The organism is Kocuria sp. 2SI (assembly GCF_005502825.1).
GTDB lineage: Bacteria > Actinomycetota > Actinomycetes > Actinomycetales > Micrococcaceae > Kocuria > Kocuria palustris.
In genome coordinates, this window is sequence record NZ_SCNB01000005.1 from 66337 (window position 1) to 86876 (window position 20540).

The 20540-nt window shown below is 71.7% G+C and carries 12 protein-coding genes and 1 pseudogene; 5 read left to right on the forward strand and 8 right to left on the reverse strand.

The features are described from left to right. Window positions 1-252 precede the first annotated feature (252 nt). Complete coding sequence (locus tag FFS25_RS04380; protein WP_137802065.1) at window positions 253-3552, forward strand: beta-phosphoglucomutase family hydrolase; 3300 nt, start codon at window positions 253-255, stop codon at window positions 3550-3552. Between the two features lie 109 nt (window positions 3553-3661). On the opposite strand, the gene FFS25_RS04385 is transcribed toward FFS25_RS04380, so the two are convergent. From FFS25_RS04385 to FFS25_RS04395, 4 genes and pseudogenes are all read right to left on the reverse strand, one after another. Beyond that, entirely contained in the window at window positions 3662-4213 is a 552-nt protein-coding gene (locus tag FFS25_RS04385; RefSeq protein ID WP_006215520.1) for a gamma carbonic anhydrase family protein, read from the reverse strand. Between the two features lie 44 nt (window positions 4214-4257). Next, window positions 4258-4515 (reverse strand): hypothetical protein, encoded by a 258-nt coding sequence (locus FFS25_RS13700; RefSeq protein WP_249933777.1) that lies wholly within the window; start codon window positions 4513-4515, stop codon window positions 4258-4260. Window positions 4516-4747: 232 nt separating this feature from the next. Continuing rightward, window positions 4748-4876: pseudogene (locus FFS25_RS13995) on the reverse strand (TetR/AcrR family transcriptional regulator); the annotation flags it as partial. Window positions 4877-4917: 41 nt separating this feature from the next. Continuing rightward, window positions 4918-6003 (reverse strand): LacI family DNA-binding transcriptional regulator, encoded by a 1086-nt coding sequence (locus FFS25_RS04395; protein ID WP_137802066.1) that lies wholly within the window; start codon window positions 6001-6003, stop codon window positions 4918-4920. Window positions 6004-6347: 344 nt separating this feature from the next. Between FFS25_RS04395 and FFS25_RS04400 the strand changes: the two genes are divergently transcribed. Next, window positions 6348-7994: a substrate-binding domain-containing protein gene (locus tag FFS25_RS04400; RefSeq protein WP_171004096.1), complete on the forward strand. Its 1647-nt coding sequence runs from the start codon at window positions 6348-6350 to the stop codon at window positions 7992-7994. 71 nt (window positions 7995-8065) lie between these two features. Here FFS25_RS04400 and purH read toward each other — a convergent pair whose 3' ends face one another. Then, window positions 8066-9682, reverse strand: a complete 1617-nt coding sequence (gene purH, locus FFS25_RS04405; RefSeq protein ID WP_137802068.1) for a bifunctional phosphoribosylaminoimidazolecarboxamide formyltransferase/IMP cyclohydrolase — start codon at window positions 9680-9682, stop codon at window positions 8066-8068. 95 nt (window positions 9683-9777) lie between these two features. Beyond that, window positions 9778-10338, reverse strand: a complete 561-nt coding sequence (gene purN, locus FFS25_RS04410; protein WP_137802069.1) for a phosphoribosylglycinamide formyltransferase — start codon at window positions 10336-10338, stop codon at window positions 9778-9780. Between the two features lie 117 nt (window positions 10339-10455). Here purN and FFS25_RS04415 point away from each other — a divergent pair, with 117 nt between their 5' ends. Further along, window positions 10456-10953, forward strand: a complete 498-nt coding sequence (locus FFS25_RS04415; protein ID WP_137802070.1) for a hypothetical protein — start codon at window positions 10456-10458, stop codon at window positions 10951-10953. 13 nt (window positions 10954-10966) lie between these two features. Here the strand turns inward: FFS25_RS04415 and FFS25_RS04420 are convergent, their stop codons facing one another. Further along, window positions 10967-12562, reverse strand: coding sequence for a cell division protein PerM (locus FFS25_RS04420; RefSeq protein WP_137802071.1), 1596 nt, complete (start codon window positions 12560-12562; stop codon window positions 10967-10969). Window positions 12563-12703: 141 nt separating this feature from the next. Between FFS25_RS04420 and FFS25_RS04425 the strand changes: the two genes are divergently transcribed. Continuing rightward, complete coding sequence (locus FFS25_RS04425) at window positions 12704-13894, forward strand: glycosyltransferase family 4 protein (protein ID WP_137802072.1); 1191 nt, start codon at window positions 12704-12706, stop codon at window positions 13892-13894. A gap of 73 nt (window positions 13895-13967) precedes the next feature. On the opposite strand, the gene FFS25_RS04430 is transcribed toward FFS25_RS04425, so the two are convergent. Beyond that, complete coding sequence (locus tag FFS25_RS04430) at window positions 13968-17093, reverse strand: hypothetical protein (protein WP_058871426.1); 3126 nt, start codon at window positions 17091-17093, stop codon at window positions 13968-13970. Window positions 17094-17255: 162 nt separating this feature from the next. Here FFS25_RS04430 and FFS25_RS04435 point away from each other — a divergent pair, with 162 nt between their 5' ends. Beyond that, window positions 17256-20312, forward strand: a complete 3057-nt coding sequence (locus FFS25_RS04435; protein ID WP_058871427.1) for a DEAD/DEAH box helicase — start codon at window positions 17256-17258, stop codon at window positions 20310-20312. Window positions 20313-20540 lie beyond the last annotated feature (228 nt).

Here is a 20540-nt window from a genome sequence, read left to right on the forward strand (position 1 = left end):
CCGGCGGCACGACCTGCTCGAGGCACCCGAAGTGCGCACATCCCGACACGTCCGCAGGGACTGCGCCGAGGCCCTCTCGCCGGTAGGGTTGCCCCGGACCTGCTTCCGTCGGCAAGCGAATGCGCACGGCGCTGCTCGCCGACGACCGGCAGGAAGTCCTCCAGCCAGACGCACCGCCGCGCCCTGATCCTGAGCATCGCCGGTCTGTCTGCCGGTCGACTCGGGCCCAGCGCAGGACCCTCAGGAGTGCCCGTGAACGCCCTTCCGCAATCGCCCTTCACCGCATCGCTCGAGCAGATCCATCCCGACGGCCCCGCCGCCGAGAGCTCCGCGGACCGCCTGCGGACCACCTTTGCCGCTGTGATCTTCGACATGGACGGCGTGGTGACGGATACGGCGGCCGTCCACGCCAGCGCCTGGAAGTCGCTGTTCGACGCCCTCCTGGCGGATGATCGCCTCCAGGCCCTGGAGTCCGACGGCACCATCGACCGCCGGGAGTTCGACATCTCCCGGGACTACCGCGACTTCGTCGACGGCCGCCGCCGCGAGGACGGCATCCGCACGCTGCTGGCCTCCCGCGGGGCCTTCCTGCCCGAGGGCTCGGACGACGAGGCCCCCGGCACGTGGACCGTCCAGGGCCAGGCCGCGCTGAAGAACGACTACTTCAACGCCGCGCTCGAGCAGAAGGGCGTCCGCGTCTTCGACGCCACGATCGAACTGATCCGCCGCCTTCGCGAGGGCGAGGTCCCCGTGGGCCTGGTGACCGCCTCCCGCAACTCGACCATGGTGCTCGAGCGCGCCGAGGTCGCCGATCTCTTCGACTTCATCGTCGACGGCGCCATGGCCCAGGCCGAGGGCCTGCCCGGCAAGCCCTCCCCGGACACCTTCCTGCGCTGCGCCCAGGAGCTCGGCGTCGACCCGGCCGATGCGGTCGTCGTCGAGGACGCCGTGGCCGGCGTGCAGGCGGGCGCGGCAGGCGGCTTCGGACTGGTGGTGGGCATCGCCCGCCATGGCGACCGCCAGGCGCTCTACCGCGGCGGCGCGGACGTCGTGCTGAACGACGTCGGCGAGCTGGACCTCGGCGCGCGCCGCGACGACCCGTGGAAGCTCGTCTTCGAGGGCTTCGACCCGGCCGTGCAGGCCCGCCGCGAGACCCTGATGACGCTGTCCAACGGCTACATGGGCGTGCGCGGCTCCCACAGCGAGCGCTCCCAGGACGGCGTGCACAGCCCGGGCAACTACCTGGCCGGCGTGTTCAACCGCGTGGTCAGCCACATCAACGGCCGGGACGTCGAGCACGAGTCCATGGTCAACGTCCCCAACTGGACCACCCTGGACGTGCGCATCGCCGGCGGCACGTGGCTGTCCGAGGGCGGTCTGGACTACTCCGACGAGCGCACCGAGCTCGACCTGCGCCGCGGCCTGCTGACCCGCACCATGACGCTGACGGATCGCGAGGGCGACCCGGCCGAGTCCGGTGAGCGTGCCGTGCTGAAGGTCATCCAGCGTCGCCTGGTCTCCCTGCGCCACCGCCACATCGGCGCGCAGGAGACCGTCTTCGAGTCGCAGAACTTCACCGGGCGCATCCACGTGCGCACGGGCATCGACCCCAGCGTCGTCAACGACGGCGTCAAGGAGTACCGCGAGCTGAACTCGCACCACCTGGTGCTCGAGGAGTCCACCACGCTGGCGGACGAGCAGGAGACGCTGCTGTCGCTCGTGCGCACCAACCAGTCGCAGATCCAGATCGCCACGGCCCAGCGCACCCACGTGGACGGGGCCGCCTCCGTGCGCGCCCGCCGCGAGATCCGCCCCGGCGGCACGGAGTTCCGCCGCCTCCAGATCGCGCTGCGCAAGGGCGAGCCGGTCACCGTGGCCCAGACCACCGCGGTGGTCACCAGCCGCGACGCCGCGATCGGCTCCCCGAGCGAGGGCGCCCTGTCCCAGCTGAACCGCAACCCGCAGGACTTCGGCCAGCTGCTCGAGGCCCATGTGGTCGAGTGGGAGCAGCTGTGGCGCCGCTACGACGTCGCCCTGGACGAGGAGATCGACAAGCGCCCTGAGGACCTGCTGACCCAGCTGGCCCTGCGCACGCACACGTTCCACACGGCGCAGACGCTGGCCCCGCACATGTCCTTGCGCGATGCCGGCGTCCCGGCCCGCGGACTGCATGGCGAGGGCTACCGCGGCCACATCTTCTGGGACGAGCTCTACATCCTGCCGGTGATCTCGCTGCACCAGCCGCACGTGACCCGCTCGCTGCTGTCCTACCGCTGGCGCCGTCTGGCGGAGGCGCAGCACCGCGCGACCCAGTTCGGCCTGCGCGGAGCGGCCTTCCCGTGGCAGTCGGGCTCGGACGGCCGCGAGGAGACCCCGCCCGAGCTGTTCAACCACCACTCGCAGCGCTGGCTGCCGGACAACTCGTGGCGGCAGTTCCACGTGGGCCTGGCCATCGCCTACAACGCGTGGCTGTACTACGAGGCCACCGGTGACCTGGACTGGCTCTCGGGCCACGGCTCGGACCTGATCATCGGCATCACGCGCCTGTTCGACTCCCTGGCCGAGTACGACGAGGCCGACGGCCGCTACCACATCAGCGGCGTCATGGGCCCCGACGAGTACCACGACGGCCCCCGCGGCCAGCACGGGGGCGGTCTCAAGGACAACGCGTACACGAACGTCCTGGCCGCGTGGCTGTTCCGCCACTCGGCGCACATCTTCCAGGACATGGTCGAGCACCAGCGCGAGGAGCTCTCGGCGCGCTTCGGCGTGACCGCGGAGGAGGCCGAGCACTGGCACGAGGTCTCGCAGAAGCTCGCGGTGCCGTTCAACTCCGACGGCACGATCTCCCAGTACGACGGCTACGACTCCCTCGATGAGCTGGACTGGGACTTCTACCGCGGCAAGTACCGCAACATCGGCCGCCTGGACCTCCTGCTGGAGAACGAGGGCGACATGACGAACAACTACAAGCTCTCCAAGCAGGCCGACACCATCATGCTGGTCTACCTGCTGGGCCCGGAGGGCGTGATCGAGGAGCTCGGGCGCATGGGCTACGAGGTCGACAACGACGTCATCCAGCGCACCGTGGACTATTACATCCAGCGCTCGTCGAACGGGTCGTCTCTGTCCAAGGTGGTCAACGCCTCCGTGCAGGCCTGGGTCAATCCGGACCGCTCCTGGGCCTCCTTCCAGGACGCGCTGGTCATCGATCTGGACGACACCCAGGGCGGGACGACCGGCGAGGGCATCCACCTGGGTGCCATGGCGGGCTCGGTCGAGGTCGTGACCCGGGCCTACGCCGGCCTGCGCGTGCGCGGCGACTGGATCGAGTTCAGCCCGCACCTGCCGCCGCAGCTGCACGACGTCAGCTTCAGGGTCCTGTACCGCGGGCAGGTCCTCAGCGTCAGGATCGACCACGAGGTCCTGGAGGTGGAGGGCTCCTCCAAGGGCGCCGATCCGGTGACCATCCACGTCGACGGCTCCGAGTACACGCTCCAGGCGGGCCAGAGGATCTCCGTGGCGATCGGACAGCGCACCGGCAGCGCCTGAGCCGCACCGTGCGTCCGTCCCTTCGCGACGGGCGCACGGCGAGCACTGCGACGAGAGGGTGCCGACGCTCCAGGAGCGTCGGCACCCTCTCGTCGTCCAGCCGGTCGGCTCAGGCCTCGTGCTGGAGGCTGCGGTGGCGCCGCGAGAGCTCGAGGTACTCGGCGGCGTTGCTCCGCACCGCCTGGCGCTCCTCGTCCGTGAGCTCGCGACGCACCTTGGCAGGCACGCCGGCCACCAGGCTGCCGGGCGGGACCACGGTGCCCTCGAGCACGACGGCGCCGGCGGCCACCAGCGATCCCGTGCCGATCACCGCCCCGTTGAGCACGGTGGCGCTCATGCCGATCAGGACGTCGTCCTCCACGGTGCAGCCGTGCAGCACCGCCGCGTGGCCCACCGAGACCCGGTCCCCGATGGTGCAGGGGTGCTCCGGATCGGAGTGCACGGTGCAGTTGTCCTGCAGGTTCGACCCCTCCCCCAGACACAGGGCGGAGCGGTCCCCGCGCACGACCGTGCCGTAGAAGACCCCGCTGCCGGGCCCGACCGCCACGTCGCCGATCAGGACGGCGGTGGGGGCGATGAAGGCGTCGTCGGCGACGTCGGGGAGACGGCCCTTCCACGGAAGCAGGGTGGGCACGGGCAGGGGCTGCTGCTGAGGATCCATGGCCTCACAGTACGCGCAGGACGGCGCTGCGGGGCCGGGTCTGCTCAGCCCTCGTCGGAGGCCACGAGGGTGCGGGCGTAGTCCAGGTAGGCCTCGTGGTCGAAGCCCGGCAGCAGCGCCGACTGCACGACCCAGCCCTGCAGCACGGACAGCACCGCCTGGGAGAACATCTCGACCCACTGTCGGGCGCTGGCCTCCGCCAGCCCCAGCTCGGCGACGGCCCAGTCGGCGAAGACGCGGTCGATCGCCGAGCGCAGCGACTCCTGGTGCGCGCCCATCAGCTCGGCGACAGCTGGGTCCACCGCAGCCTCGGCCCAGGTGATCAGCAGCAGGGCGGGCCAGCCGCGGCGAGCCCGCCAGCTGCTCGAGAGACCTCACGAGCCAGGCGTCCGGCTGGAACCCGTCCTGCGTCTGCTCGGTGCGCGGGTCCGCCGGGGAGATGGCCTCCAGGACGCTGTCCAGGCCCGTGCGCACGCACTCGGCGACCAGCTCCGCCTTCCCGCCGGGGAAGTGATGGTAGAGCGCTCCGGCGGACAGGCCGGTGGCCGCGATGATCTGATGCATCGAGGCGCCGCGGTAGCCGTGGGCCAAGAAGCACGCGGAGGCCGCCTCCACGACGGCCTGACGACGTGCGGCGCGGAACTGATCGCTGACCCTGGGCATGGCCCGATCCTATCCGGAACGAGCGTTCGGGGTGTGCGGGCTCAGCGGAGCCGTGCCGGCGGCGTCTCCACGACACGGCTCGACTGGCGCACCACGAGCTTGCTCGGCAGGACCAGGGGCCGGCTAGAGGTCGGCTGGGCTCCGCGGATCATGGCCACGAGGTTCTTCGTGGCCGTGGCGCCGATCGCGTGCACGGGGGCGGCGATCGTGGACATGCTCGGGGAGACGTACGGCAGCAGCATGATGTTGTCGTATCCGATCACCGCGGCGTCGCGCGGGACCGAGAGCCCGTGCTCCTGCAGGGTGCGCACGAACCCCACCGCCATGAGGTCGTTGTAGCAGATCACTCCTGAGGTGCGGTGCTCCATCCAGCTCAGCGCTGCGGCCCTGCCGCCCGCGATCGTGGGAGCGACCGGCCCCAGCCGGTGGATGCGCGCGTGCAGCGCCGCCCCGGTCTCCCGCACGGCCCGCCATCGCATGCCGTCGGTCCAGGAGGCCTCCGGCCCGGCGACGTAGGTGATGTCCCGGATGTTCTGCGAGACCAGGTGCTCGACGGCCCGACGGGTGCCCATGGCGTTGTCCGTGACCACGGAGACCACCCCGGAGACGGCCCGGTTGAGCATGATCGTGGGCTTCTGCTTGGCCGTCATCCGCACGGCGGAGTCCGACATGCGGGAGGAGACCATCAGGACGCCGTCCACGAGCGGCAGGACCCGCCCCAGCGCCTCCTGCTCCTTCTTGACGGTCTCCTGCGAGTTGGCCAGCACGATCGTGTAGTCGGCGTCGGCGGCGGCCTCCTCGGCCCCCCGCAGCAGATCGAAGTACACGGGGTTGGAGATGTCGCTGAGCACGAGGGCGATCATGCGGGTGCCCTCGCGGGCATCAGTGCGCCGAGTGATCGTGCGGGCGCGGTAGCCGAGCTCATCGGCCGCGGAGCGGATGCGCTCGGCGGTCTCGAAGGACACGCGTCCCGGGCGGGCGAACGCGCGGGAGACGGTCGAGGGAGCGACTCCCGCCCTCCGCGCGACGTCGTAGATGGTGGGCGCCCGGCCCTTGGACGCGGACGGCCCCTGGGCGGCCTCCGACGGCGCAGGATCGTCTGCTGGGGCGCTGCTCTGCTCTTCCATCACCCCCTCAGTCTGGCTCACCCGGAGCGCATCACAAAGCGCGCTGACATGATGCGCGGACGTGCACGGAGCGCCTCGGCCGTGCCGGCTCCGTCTCATCCGGCCGCTGCCGATAGGCAGGCAAGCGCTCTACCTATATCATTATTCATGTACTACCGAGCAGACCCCTTTCTGCGTGCGTCTCCCCCGGAGTGGGGACGATCATGACCTGCTCCGCTGCCCAGGCCCGTGCCAGAATGCAACGGCCTGCGCCACGAACCCCAGCTGCCCTCGGTCCCCTTCGTCGGCGCGTCCGCCGCCCTCACGATGGGAGTGAGGGCGACGCCCCCTGGGAGGAGACCCCCATGCCCAATGGCGACACCCGCCGTGCCGCGCGCGAAGCGGAGAAGAAGAAGTCCGGCGGCCGCTGGGCGGTCGTCGGCGCCGTCGGCCTGCTCGTGGTCGGCGGAGCCGGCCTGTGGGCCGTGACCGCAGGCGGCACCGGAGGCACGCCCTCCTCCTGCGAATCCACCGTGCGCATCGCCGTGGCGGCCACGCCCGAGATGGCGCGGGCGCTCGAGCAGAAGCCGATCGAAGCCGACTCCTGCGTCCGCCTGGACGTCGTGGAGCAGTCCAGCGCGCAGACCGCCGAGCGCGCGAGCAGCGGCCAGCTCTCCGAGCCCCTCTGGATCCCGGACTCCTCCGGGCGCGTCGATGAGTCGGGCTTCGACGACGCGGTGCAGAGGCACACCCCGTCCCTGGCCTCCTCCCCCGTCGTCGTGGCCTCCGCAGACGGCTCCGAGGACCTGCCCGGCACCTGGACCGAGCTGCTCGAAGAGAACAGCGCCCGCATGGGCGATCCCCTCGACGACGGCGGCGCCCAGGCGGCCATGCAGGCGGTGACCGCCGAGGCGCAGAGCGAGAAGGTCGACCCCGCGGCGGCCCAGGAAGCGCTGACGCTGCGCGCCCAGACCCAGGACGTCTCCTCCCCGCTGCTGGACGCGACTGGGCTGCTCGAAGCCGTCGAGCAGGACGGCGGCCAGTCGATCGTGGCCGAGCACGACCTGCTCGATGACGACGCCGCCTCCGATCTGCGCGCTGGCGTGCCGGACAGCGGCACGGCCTTCCTGGACTACCCCCTGATGGTCACCAGCGACTCGCTGTCGAGCTCGAACTCCGTGCAGACCGCCGCCGACGAGATCTCCGCCTGGTTCGAGACCGATGAGGGCCGCGAGGCCCTGGCCGATGCCGGCCTGCGCCCCGCCGACGGTGCACCGCTCGAGGACGACCGCTCGATCGAGATTCCCGAACGGCTGGAGATCGAGGATCGCGCCGCCTACGACCAGGTGGCCGAGACCTACGACCGTCAGTCGGCCCCCCTCAATGCGCTGGTGGTCGTGGATGCCTCCGGCTCCATGGGCGAGGAGGAGGACAGCGGCCAGACCCGCTGGGACTCCACCATGGGCACCCTGTCCATGGGCGCACAGCTGTTCCCGGCCCGCGACAGCCTGGGACTGTGGCTGTTCTCCCAGGACATGGGCCCTGAAGGAGAGCCCTACATCGAGCTGCAGCCGGTGCGCGGCATCGAGGAGGAGGTCCACGGGGAGGACGGGCGCACCCAGCGCGAGGTCCTCCAGACGGACATCGCCGATGCCGGGTACAAGGAGGGCGGCGAGACCGAGCTCTACGAGACCACGCTCGCGGCCTTCCGTGAGCAGCAGCGCAACTGGCAGCCCGGTCAGCTCAACGCGGTGATCCTGGTCTCCGACGGCGGCCAGCAGGTCTACGGCCAAGACGGCCCCATGCGCATGGAGGAGCTCATCAGCACGCTCGAGCGGGAGCAGGACCCGGCCAAGCCCGTGCGCATCGTGACTCTGGGCATCTCCGATGACGCCGATCAGGTCGCCCTGGGCGCGATCGCGGGCGTCACCGGCGGCACCTACCACCAGGCCACGGATGAGCAGCAGCTGCAGCAGGCGTTCCTGGAGGGGCTCTCCACGGTCGATCGCTGATCCGCAGCACCCATGAGCTGAGGCCCCCGCACCATCGGTGCGGGGGCCTCAGCTCATGGCGGCGGGGAGCCTCAGTGGAAGAAGTGACGCGCCCCCGTCGTGTACATGGTCACTCCGGCAGCCTCCGCGGCCGCGATGACCTCCTCGTCGCGGATCGACCCGCCGGGCTGGACCACGGCCCGCACGCCGGCCTGCAGCAGCACCTCCAGGCCGTCGGCGAACGGGAAGAACGCGTCCGAGGCCGCGACCGAGCCCTCGGCGCGGCGCTTGCCGTCCGAGTCCAGGGTGTTCGCCCGCTCGACCGCCAGGCGGCACGAGTCCACGCGGTTGACCTGGCCCATGCCGATGCCGACAGTGGCGCCGTCATCGGCGAGCAGGATCGCGTTGGACTTGACCGGGCGCAGCGCCTTCCAGGCGAAGGCCAGATCGGCCATGGTCTGCTCATCGGCGGCCTGACCGGCCACGAGCGTCCAGTTCGCGGGGTCGTCGCCCTCGGCCTGGCTGCGATCAGCCACCTGCATCAGCGCGCCGCCGGAGATCTGACGGAACTCGAGCGGATCGCGGCCGAAGCCCTCCGGCAGGCGCAGCAGGCGGATGTTCTTCTTCTGCGTGAGGATCTCCAGGGCGGCCGGCTCGAAGTCCGGAGCCACCACGACCTCGGTGAAGATGTCCTTGACGGTGCGGGCCATGGCCTCGCTCACCGGCCGGTTCACGGCGATCACTCCGCCGTAGGCCGAGAGCGGATCGCAGGCGTGGGCCTTGCGGTGGGCATCGGCGACCGGGTCCTCGGCGCCCGGGGTGGCCACGGCCAGACCGCACGGATTGTTGTGCTTGACGACCGCCACGGCGGGCTCGTCGAAGTCGCCCACGGTGCGCAGAGCGGCGTCGGCGTCGACGTAGTTGTTGTACGACATGGCCTTGCCGTGCAGCTGCTCGGCCTGGGCGATGCCCGCAGACGCCGCCTGATCCAGGTAGAGGGCCGCGGCCTGGTGGGGGTTCTCGCCGTAGCGCAGGGTCTCGGCGCGCTCGAAGCCCAGACCGGCGTACGGCGGCATGACCAGGTCCGCCTGCGGGTCGTCCGCGAGCAGCGTCTTCTGGGTCCACTCGGCCACGGCGGTGTCGTAGGCGGCCGTGTGCGAGAAGGCGGCGGCGGCCAGGCGGCGGCGCGCGGCCAGGTCGAACCCGCCGTCCGAGGCGGCGGCCACGACGTCGTCGTAGCGGGCCGGGTCCACGACCACGGCCACGGACGGGTGGTTCTTGGCTGCCGCGCGGACCATGGACGGCCCGCCGATATCGATCTGCTCGACGACCTCGTCTTGCCCGGCGCCGGAGCGCACGGTCTCGGCGAACGGGTACAGGTTCACGACCACCAGGTCGAAGGACTCGATCTCGAGCTGCTGCAGCTGCCGGACGTGGTCGTCCTTGCGGCGATCGGCCAGGATGCCGGCGTGCACGCGCGGGTGCAGGGTCTTCACCCGGCCCTCGAGGCACTCGGGGAACCCGGTCAGGTCGGCGACCTCGGTCACGGGAACGCCGGCCTCGGCGATGCGCTTGGCCGTGGAGCCGGTCGAGACGAGGGAGACTCCGGCGGAGTGCAGGCCCTGGGCGAGCTCCTCCAGACCGGTCTTGTCGTAGACGGAGATCAGCGCGCGCTTCAGGGGCAGGCGGTCCAGCTGGTTCTGGCTCACAGACGGTCACTTCCTGATGGTGGATCGGGGCTCGGCGCCGCTTCCGGCGCGCGCACCAGTCTAGGACCCGTGGAGGGAAGGCGCCTGTGCCCTGCTCAGCCGCGGGAGAGCTGGGCGACCGTGTCCACGAGCAGCTCCCGCTCGGCGGCCTTGATCCGCTCGTGCAGCGAGTCCTCGTCGTCCTCGGGCAGCACGGCGACGGCGGTCTGGGCCAGGATCTGCCCCGCATCGACCTCCGGGACCACGCGGTGGACCGTGGCGCCGGTGATCTTCACCCCGTGGGCGAGGGCGTCGCGCACGCCGTGGGCGCCGGGGAAGGACGGCAGCAGGGCTGGATGGGTGTTGATCAGGCGATCGGCGAACGCTGCCACGAACTGCGCGTCGAGGATCCGCATGAACCCGGCCAGGATCACCAGGTCGGGCTCGCGCTCGGCCACCGCGGACTGGAGCGCGCGGTTCCAGCTGGGGCGGTCGGAGTACGACGACGGCGCCACGAGGAAGTCCTCGACGCCTGCGGCACGGGCGCGCTCGAGCCCGGCGCAGTCCTTGTCGGCTCCCACAGCGACGATCTCGGCGGGGATCCGGCCGTCGGCGACGGCGTCGAGCAGAGCCTGTGCGGTGGTCCCGGAGCCGGAGAGGAGGATGACGAGGCGCATGTCCGGAATCCTAGCGGCGCCCGAGCAGGTGCCGCGTCAGGCGTCGGGTGTCTGCCCGTGCCCGGCCCTGCGGGCCACCGGTGCGATCGGCGCAGGCCGGCCCGTAGACTCGTGGCCATGAGCTCCGCACCTCCCCCTCCGAGCCCCACGACCCCGCGACCGGGACCGGGCGGCGACGGCGGGCCAGGCGGCGAGGAGCAGGAGCCGCGCGTGCTCAGCGGGCCCGCGGGCACCGCGCTGATCGCGCTGCTGGCGGTGGGCGCGGCCATGCTGCTGAGCTCCGGGCCGCTGTGGATGACGCTGGCCGGACTCGTGGCCGCCGTGGCCGGGATGATCCTGGCCGTCGTGGCGCTGGCGCGGATCCGTCGCGCGCCGCGCAAGGCCACGATCATCATGACCTCGGTCATCGCGCTGGTCATCGGGCTGTGGAGCCTGATCGGCGGCGGCGCGCGGCTGCTGTTCTGGGACCAGGTCTCCGCCTACGACACCTGCATGTCGAGCTCGGTGACGATCGCCGGCACGTCGTCCTGCCAGCAGGAGCTCGAGGACGGGCTGCGCGAAGCGATCCTGCCGGGCTCTGCCCAGGATGCTTCGGCGAACGGGCCGACCTCCTGAAGAGGGCCGGGGCTCAGCGGTCGCGGACGGCCTTGCGCCTGCGCCGACGGCGCTCGTCCGCGGACTCCCTGCGCTGCCTCTTGGCCTGCACGGCCTCGGCGCGCTGGCGGCGACGCTGCTTGATCTCCGCGCGTCGGCGCGCCTCCCGCTGGCGGTCCGCCTCGGCGCGCGAGGCCGCCTCCTGCCGAGCCCGCTCGTCCTCGCCCTGTACGCTCCACAGCTCGTCGTCCTCGGCAGCACCCGCCTCCGGCTCGGCGGCTGCCGCGCCCATGCGCACCGCACGGCGATGGTCCGTCCAGGGGCTGAGGATCAGGGCGATCAGGGCCCCGAGCGCCACCTCGAGCCCGACGGCCAGCGCCAGGCGCGCAGGATCGGGACCCACCTCCGTGAGGGCGCCCAGTCCCAGGGATCCGGAGGAGACCGCCCCCAGCAGCAGCATCAGCGCACCCGCGACCGCCCCGATCAGCACCGAGCTCAGCACGATGACCAGGGGCGCGGACAGCCACCGGCTCGGCAGGCGCACCGCGATCCACTCGCCCAGGTGGTCCTCGCCCTCGCGGGCGAACCAGTGACCGGCGGCGAACCCGCCGAGCACGAGCAGCACAGGGGCGGCCAGCAGCCCCGGCGCCGGGTCGTGACCGGGCAGGATCGCCAGCACCGGCAGCATGGGCAGTGCCTCGGCCTGGGTTCCGGCCGGCGTGATCGCGGTGCCGTCGCCGATCGCGAAGCCGGCGCCCGAGGCCCAGGCGGAGGCCCACAGCACGAGGTTGGGCAGCAGGGCGAAGTGCAGCACCGCCACGGCGATGTCGCCGGGGATGTCCGTGCCGAGCGCGCGGTGGGCCTCGAGCAGGGACTCGGCCCCGGTGGCCAGGGCCAGCAGCATGCACACCGCACCGGCCAGCACGGCGCACAGGGCGCCGATGCCTCCGGCGCGCAGCAGCGCCCAGAGATAGGATCCGGCCCACCGGTAGTCCTGGCGCATCCGCTGTGCTCGCGCAACCGTGCGCTGCCCCACCAGGGCGGCCGCAGAGCCCTCCTCGACCATGGCTCCGATCGCGATGAAGAGGCAGACGAGCCAGCCGCCGATCAGCAGGGCCCACAGCGGGGAGGCGGTGGAGGCCGGGGTGCGCCCCACGACCGCGACCGCGGCGGCCAGCACGGCGTGGGTGAGCCCCGCGGTGAGCACCGCGGCCCCGAGCCGGGCCCCCGAGGGCGCACCCCGTGCCATGCGCACGCCGACCGCGAAGGACAGCCAGGCGGTGAGCGCGCTGAGGCCCAGGGGCACCAGGCTCACCACGCCTCCCTCGGCTCCCAGCCCCTCCGCCGGGGCGATCAGGACGTCGACAGGGACCCCGAGGGAAAGCAGCCACAGCTGCGCACCGAGCCCGCCCGCGACCGTGGCGGGCAGATGCTCGAAGCCGCCCAGAACGGTCGAGAGCACGAGCGCGATCATGGTGAGCGCGAGCACGGGCACAGCGATGCCCAGCCCGGGCAGCACGCCGCGGTGCCAGGGCACCGAGACGGCCGGGATCTCCTCCGGGGCCCCGCCAGGGGCGACGGAGGACTCCGGAGCGGATGGGGAAGCCGGGGAAGCAGGTCGATCGGTCATCGCCGCACATGGTCTCACGCTCGCCTGCCAGTCCCCGGGGAGACGGACCGCACAGACGGCGGGCATGAGTTCACATCGGCTTCACCGCCAGGCCACTGCTCGGCGACGCTGCGTGCCCCGTGCAGCGCCACACTGGACAGCGTGAGAATCGCTGTCATCGCCGAACAGTTCCTGCCCCATATGAACGGAGTCACCCACTCCGTCATCCGCGTGATCGAGCATCTTCGGTCCCAGGGCCATCATGCGATGGTCATCTGCCCCGCCGCCGATCCGCTGCAGATGACGCACACGGTCGAGGCTCTCGACGGCGACGCCGCCGGACATCCGTCCCTGGACGGGCTCGTCGTCCACCGCCTGCCGGCCGTGCCGCTGACCGGCTACCCCGATGTCCGCCTGGCCGCGGGGCCGACCGCGACCGTGCGCCGGCTCCTCAAGCGCTTCTCCCCTGACGTGGTCCACCTGGCCTCCCCGTTCGTGCTCGGCTGGCGCGGCGTCCAGGCCGCCCACCAGCTCGGCGTGCCCTGCGCGGCCGTCTACCAGACCGAGATCCCCGGCTACGCCGCCCGCTACGGCGCCCCGTTCCTCGAGGACGTGCTGTGGGGCCACGTGCAGACGCTGCACAACCTCGCGACCGTGACGCTCGCGCCGTCGACGTTCGCGATCCGCCAGCTGCACGAGCACGGGGTGCAGCGCGTGCACATGTGGCGCAGGGGCGTGGACGCCGTGCGCTTCGATCCCGCCAAGCGAGACGAGGCCTGGCGCCAGGAGATCGGCGGCGACCGGAAGCTGATCGGCTACGTCGGCCGGCTCGCAGCGGAGAAGCAGGTCGAGGACCTGGCCCGCCTGGACGCCCTGCCGGACTCCCGGCTGGTGATCGTCGGCTCGGGCCCGGAGAGGGAGGCTCTGCGCCGGAGGCTGCCGAACGCGCACTTCGCCGGCTTCCAGGGCGGCGAGGACCTGGCCCGGACCATGGCCTCGTTCGACGTCTTCGTGCACCCCGGAGAGTTCGAGACCTTCTGCCAGACGATCCAGGAGGCCATGGCCTCGGGCGTCCCGGTGGTGGCCACGGGCCGCGGCGGCCCCCTGGACCTGGTGGATCAGTCCCGCAACGGCTGGCTGTACCGCCCGGGCGACCTGGGCCAGCTGGAGCACCACGTCCGCGACCTCGTGGGCGATGACGCCAAGCGGGCGGCCTTCGCCCGCGCCGCACGTGCGACCGTCGAGTCCCGCACCTGGGCGGCCATCGGAGACCAGCTGCTCGCCCACTACGAGCGCGCCCGCATCACCTCCCAGCGCCACCGCTCGGTGCGCCGGATCGTGCGCGCCGGCTGATCAGGGGACCGACGACGGCGGGGCCGGTGCGCTGCACGCGCACCGGCCCCGCCGTCGTGGCGGATCGGGTTCTTCAGCCCATCAGCTTGGCGACCAGCACCTCGGCGAACTCGCGGGTGATGTCGCCGTAGTTCAGCGAGAAGTCGTCGTCCACGCGGGTGGGGATCAGCCCCGAGCACAGCACGGCGGCACGGGCGTAGAGCCCGGGCAGCTCCGCGCCGATCGGCACCGACAGCAGCTGCAGGGACTCGTCCCACGCCGCCAGCGGGGCTCCGGCCTGGCGGGCTGCCAGATGCTTGCCCAGCCCGGAGTTCACGAGTCGGCTGTGGCCCGACTCGACGTCTGCCTCGGTGCGGAACCGGTAGCGCGTGCGGTGGTGGTGGTTGATGCGGAAGAGCCCGACCTGCTCGCGGTCGGTCGTGGCGTGCCAGGTGGCATCGGCCGGGTCGAAGCGCTCGGCCACGCCGTTGTACTGCATCTCCGCGCGCGGCAGTCCCTGCTCGACCTCCGACAGCGGAGGGAGGGTGTCGAGCATGACCGGACCGGCCTCGTAGACGACGTCGCACAGGCCCTCGGGCAGATGCTCCGCCACCGATTCGAGCTCGGCATCCATGATCAGCGACATGGAGTGGTCCTCGGGCGACAGCGTCACCACCGAGCCGCCCGCCTTCTCGGCCGCGGCCACGACCTGGGCCTCCTTCTGCGGCGTCCACCCGCCCGTGAGAAGCACCGAGCCGTCCACGAGCTGGGCCAGCGCCGGCGAGCAGACCTGCCAGCGGCGCACCGTCCAGTTGGCGTCGCGGATCGTCTCCAGGAATCCGAGCGCGTGGAGGTTGCCCACGAACCACTCCTCGAAGCGCTCGGTGTCCTCGAGCTGTCGGGCCACGATGGACAGCGACGAGCGCTTGCCGCCGCCCAGGAACGTGAGCGCGTCCCGGAAGGGGCCCCACGACGACGGGTGCTCCCCGACCTCCGGGCCGATGAACTGCAGGGCGTCCGCCGAGCCGACCTCCGAGACCGCCGAGGCCTTGGTCAGCCGTCCCGGGTAGCGCTTCTCCATGCCGCAGTCGCGGCAGCGCCCGAAGATCCAGGTCGCCTTGGACTTGGGGTCCATGGGCGGGATCACGATGCGGTGCCGCCCCGTCCGCAGGCAGGAGGGGCCGTCGTGCTCCGGAAGCACGTTCTCCCGGGGCACCAGCAGCTGGCCCTCCTCGGAGTGCCAGCCCGGCACGAGCGGCAGTTCGAGATCGGTCTCGACCGGATGGGCCTCCAGGTTGTCGAAGGCGCCCTGGACGTACTCCTCCGGCAGCTCCTCGGCGGTCGCCGCCGTGACGGGCCACAGCGCATCCGTGGGCTCGTGGAGCATCTCGCCCTCATATCCCAGCGAGCGCTGCGTGATGTAGAAGCTGGTGTCGCGGACCTGGTAGGCGATCCGCTGCTTCACGGTGCGTCCGGCCTTGAGGACCAGGATGTAGTCGTTGGGCCGCAGCCGGCCATCCGGGCCGACCATGGGAGTGGACTCCACGGAGATCTGGAACGGAGGGGTGCGGTTCTCGGCCAGCTTGTGCCGCTCCAGGCGGAAGGTCTCCGCGTGGCGCCACTCCACCTCCAGGGTCAGGGGATCATCCGAGTCGGAGACCACCGTGATCTGCGGCGGGCGCTGCGTGGACCAGCGGATGACGTCGCCGGGGATGCGCAGCCCGCCGGAGAGACGGATCGACGGGACCAGCCGCGGCACCATCCCGGAGAAGTTGTCATCGGCGGTCAGCTCGGGGTTGCCGGCGCGCAGGACCTGGACGCCGTCGAACAGGGCCCAGCCCTCCGGCAGGCCAGCGGTGCCCGCGGGACGGAAGGCGAAGTCCGGGGAGGCGGAGTCCTCGAGGATCGCGCGCATGCCGGCGATCAGGTCCTCGTCGTCGCGGACCAGGACGCGGCACGGCCAGGCGGCCGGGATGTGGTCCACGGAGATGTAGGTTTCCGAGAAGCCGTCCTTGGCGAACACGACGACAGGGCGCGGCGAGCGCCGGAAGCTGTGGGCGCCGGCGGACAGGCGCAGCTCGCCGAGCAGCAGCGACTGCGGGTCGATGCGCGCGGAGTATGCGGAGATCCCCAGGTAGGCATCGCCGATGTAGGACAGGAAGACGGAGCGCGGCCCTGCGGTGGTCTCCAGCTCGACATCGCGATCGGCCATGTAGCGCTTGGGCACCACGAAGCCGAACTCGAACTGCGGATTGCCGACGTAGTCGACCGAGTCGACCAGGGTCAGCGATGCCGAATGCTCACCGGGCCGGGAGGTCGCCGAGCGGCGCACCGGCACCGGGCCTCCGGCGGACTCGCGCGAGCGCTCCCAGCGGATGAGCTCGGAGCGGGCGATCTCCAGACCCGGGTCGCGGGTGGAGGAGGTGGACCACAGCTTCTTCATCTCCGGCGAGACCTCGGTGTCGGCCACGTCGAGCCAGAAGTCCAGGTAGATGCCGAGCTCCCCCGCCGAGAGCCCCTGGGCCATGGTCAGCCCCATGTCCTCGAACATCTGGTGCAGCTGGCGCCGCTCGGACTCCCCGAGCAGCGACTGGGACAGCGCCAGGCCCACGGGCCGCTGGTTCAGGGCATCGCCCACGGGCAGGCCGACCTCGCCGTCGCGCAGCTCGAGCCAGTAGCGCACGGCGTCCCAGTAGCCTTCGGCGTCCTTCTTGAACGAGGCCTCCAGAGCCTTGGCGTTGTCCTGGCCGGCTCCGAGCAGGATCGACAGGGGCAGGTAGAAGGCCGTGGCCGCCTTGGCGCCGGTGCGCGAGGCGAGACGGGAGGTGTGGCGCCCGGCCACGGCGAAAAGGCACAGCAGCGCGACGACGGGCGGCGGGGCCAGCTCCTCCAGGGAGTCCAGGGCGCGGCGCGAGTCGCGGTACCACAGCGTGTTCATCCGCGTGAACGCCTCGAGGACCGGGGTGCGCGATCCGTCGAGGACCAGCAGCGGCGTCACCGAGTCGGCGATCGCGCGCAGGACCGAGGGCCCGTCCATCTCGTGCTCGGCGCCGATCCTGGCGAGCACGGCGTCGTCGAGATCCAGCGGGACCAGCTCGCCCGCCTTGTCGGTTCCGAACAGCGCCGCGCACACGGCGTCGTTCCAGCGCAGGTACTCGATCTCCGCGGCGCTGCGGGCGATCCGATGGTCTCCGAGGCTGAGTCCTCGCGTATGAGCCAACTTCTCCTCCGTCCGCGGCTCCCCGAGCCGCCGTCCTGATGCCGGATGCCGGTCGGCCGCGATCCGCAAGCCGCCCCTCTGGTGTCATGTCCTGTGCCCGAACGGGTGCGTTCGGACAGCACCTCCCATTGTAGGTGCCGGGCGCCGCGTAGAATCGGTCGGATGACCGCCTCACCCGACTCCGGAGCCTCTGGATGGAAGCGCGCGCTCGAGCGGATGCTCGACGACGAGGAGGACGGCGCGCTCGAGGCCTCCTTCGACGACGGCCCATCGGCCCAGGTCGGGCTGGAGTTCGACCTGCAGCTGCCGCTGCTGCGCAGGGTCCGTCAGGCGGCGCCCGCCGCCGGGGCTCCCTACACCCTGGGAATGCGCCCGGTTCGACGCGGGGCGCGCGGGACCTGGATCCGCGGCGGGCTGGACTGGGAGCGCGTGGTGGACGCCGGTCGCACGGGGGTCGTCAGCCCCGAGCAGGCGGACTGGTTCGACGAGCTGCGCGTGCTCGCGAACGTGCGATCGCGCCAGGTCGCCCATGACCGGCACTGGATCAGGGTGGAGCACTACGAGTCGCCCATGCTGTGGTCGCTGCTCGAGCGCGCCGAGCAGCTGGACGTCTCCCTGGTCGGCGCCGGCCACGGCCGGCCCGTCGTGCTGGATCCGGCCGGGCGCTTCCAGGTCGATCTGAGCCGCGACGAGGACCACGGCCTGGTCCTGCACCCGGAGGTCGTGGTCGAAGAGGAGGGCCTGCGCCGGGTGATCCCGCTGACCTCGGCCGGGGTCGTGGGCGATCCGGGGCACGGCCTGTTCTTCCCCGTGGCCGAGGACGACGCCCCTCCGGCCTTCTCCGGCTCCGCGCCGGAGCACCTGGACCCGGAGTCCGATCTCAACGCCATGTCGCTGCGCCTGGTGCCCCTGAGCACGCGCCTGACCCGGGATCAGCGCCGCTTCCTGGAGACCGCGCAGGAGATGACGGTCCCGGACGACGAGGTCCAGGAGTTCGTCGAGCGGTGGTTCCCCCGCCTGCAGCAGCGCATCGCCATGACCAGCGACGACGGCTCCATCGAGCTGCCGGATGTCGCCGCCCCGGAGATGGTCCTCACGGTGACCCACGATGACCTCACGGTGCGCCTGGAGTGGGAGTGGGAGTACCAGCTGGGAGCTGAGCGCCTGCGGCTGCCCTTCCGCCCCGCGGATCCCCTGGGCACCGAGCCGGTGCGCCGCGACTCCACCTGGGAGTCGTCCATGACCACCGCCGTCCACCGGCGCATCCCCGACCTCGAGTTCCGCCGCAGCGCCTACGTGGGCTACGACGCCGTGGTGCTGCTGCGCGACTGGCTGCCCGAGCTCGAGCGTATCCACGACCTGCGCATCGAGATCCGCGGCACGGAGCCGGCCTACCGCCCGTCGCAGGATCCGCCGGAGATCACGGTGAGCACTGCCTCGAGCCAGCGCCGCGACTGGTTCGATCTGGGCGTGTCGATCCGCGTGGGCGACTTCCACGTGGCCTTCGCCGACATCTTCAAGGCCCTGGCCCAGGGCCAGGACGTGATGATGCTTCCCGACGGCACCTGGTTCGGCCTCGACGCCCCGCGCTTCGAGAAGCTGAGGGAGCTGCTCAAGGAGGCCCGCTCGCTGCAGGAGACGCCCTCGGACGCTCCCATGATCTCTCGGCATCAGCTGGGGCTGTGGGAGGAGTTCGAGGAGCTGGCCGATCGCTCCGAGCCGGTCAGCCGGTGGCGCGAGGCCGTGACCCGCCTGAACGCGGGGCTCGAGGAGGAGGATCCGCCGGAGGTGCCGCAGGCTCTGCACGCGCAGCTGCGCCCGTATCAGGTCGACGGCTTCCGCTGGCTGGCAGCGCTGCACGATCTCGGCCTGGGCGGCGTGCTCGCCGATGACATGGGCCTGGGAAAGACGGTGCAGACCATCGCCATGTTCCAGCGCGCCCACGACCGCGCTGCCGAAGGCCTCGCCGAGGCCCCCGCAGGCGGGCCCTTCCTGGTGGTCGCCCCCACCTCCGTGGCGCCGAACTGGGTCTCGGAGATCCGCCGCTTCGCCCCGGAGCTGTCCGTGCGCTCCATGCCCGGGACGGCCGCGGCCACCGGCGAGGAGCCGCAGCAGCTGGCCGGCGCGCACGACGTCGTGGTGATCTCCTACGCGCTGCTGCGCCTGGACGAGCAGCTGTGGAGCGCGATCGACTTCTCTGCCGTGGTGCTGGATGAGGCCCAGTTCGTGAAGAATCCGCGCACCCGCGCCCACCGCGCCGCGCGGGCCCTGCGCACCGACACGACGATCGCCGTGACCGGCACCCCGCTGGAGAACGGGCTGACCGACCTGTGGGCGCTGCTCGCACTGACCGCCCCGGGGCTGTTCCCGTCCCGACGGCGCTTCGCGGAGGCCTATCAGCGCCCGATCGAGGCCTCGGGCGATCGCACCGCGCTGTCGCGGATGCGCCGGCGCCTGGCCCCGTTCATGCTGCGCCGCACCAAGGAGTCCGTGGATCTTCAGCTGCCGCCCAAGATCGAGCAGACCCTCGAGATCGAGCTGTCCGAGGAGCACCGCCGGCTCTACGACCTGCACCTGCAGCGCGAGCGATCCAAAGTCCTGGGGCTGCTGCAGGATCTCAACGGCAACCGGTTCACGATCTTCCAGTCGCTGACCAAGCTGCGCCTCATGGCCCTGGACCCGTCGCTGGTGGATCCCGAGATGGAGGTCCCCTCCTCCAAGCTCGAGGTGCTCTTCGAGCACCTGCCGGAGATCATCGCAGAGGGGCACCGTCCGCTCGTGTTCTCGCAGTTCACCGGATTCCTCAAGCTCGCGGCCGCGCGCCTGGACCGGCTCGGCATCCCCTATTCCTACCTGGACGGCTCGACCCGCGACCGCGCCACGGCGATCGAGGACTTCCGCTCGGGACGCACCCGCGTCTTCCTGGTCTCCCTCAAGGCCGGAGGCACGGGCCTGAATCTGGTCGAGGCCGACTACTGCTTCCTGCTGGACCCCTGGTGGAACCCCATGGCGGAGAACCAGGCGATCGACCGAGCCCACAGGATCGGGCAGACCCGGAAGGTGCTCGTCTACCGACTGATCGCCCAGGGCACGATCGAGCAGAAGGTCATGGAGCTCAAGAGCCGCAAGGCCGCGCTGTTCGACTCCGTGATGGACGACGACGGGACATTCGCCTCCCAGCTCAGCGCCGACGACGTCCTCGAGCTGCTGCGGGACTGATGCCGTTCCCACCCACCGGCCCCGCGCCCGCGCCCGCGGCGTCATAATGCCGTCCGGGGCCTGTGGTCCCGTGAGACTGCGCCCGGATTCGTCTAGCGTGGAGGCCGCGCGAGATCGTCAGGGCGCCCGCGGGCCGACCGGATGCGACAAGCGTCCGAACAGGCGTCTCCGCCCGCCCATGAGCCGCTCTCGGTCGCGCTCGGAGCCATCCGCCGCCCCGTGGAACGC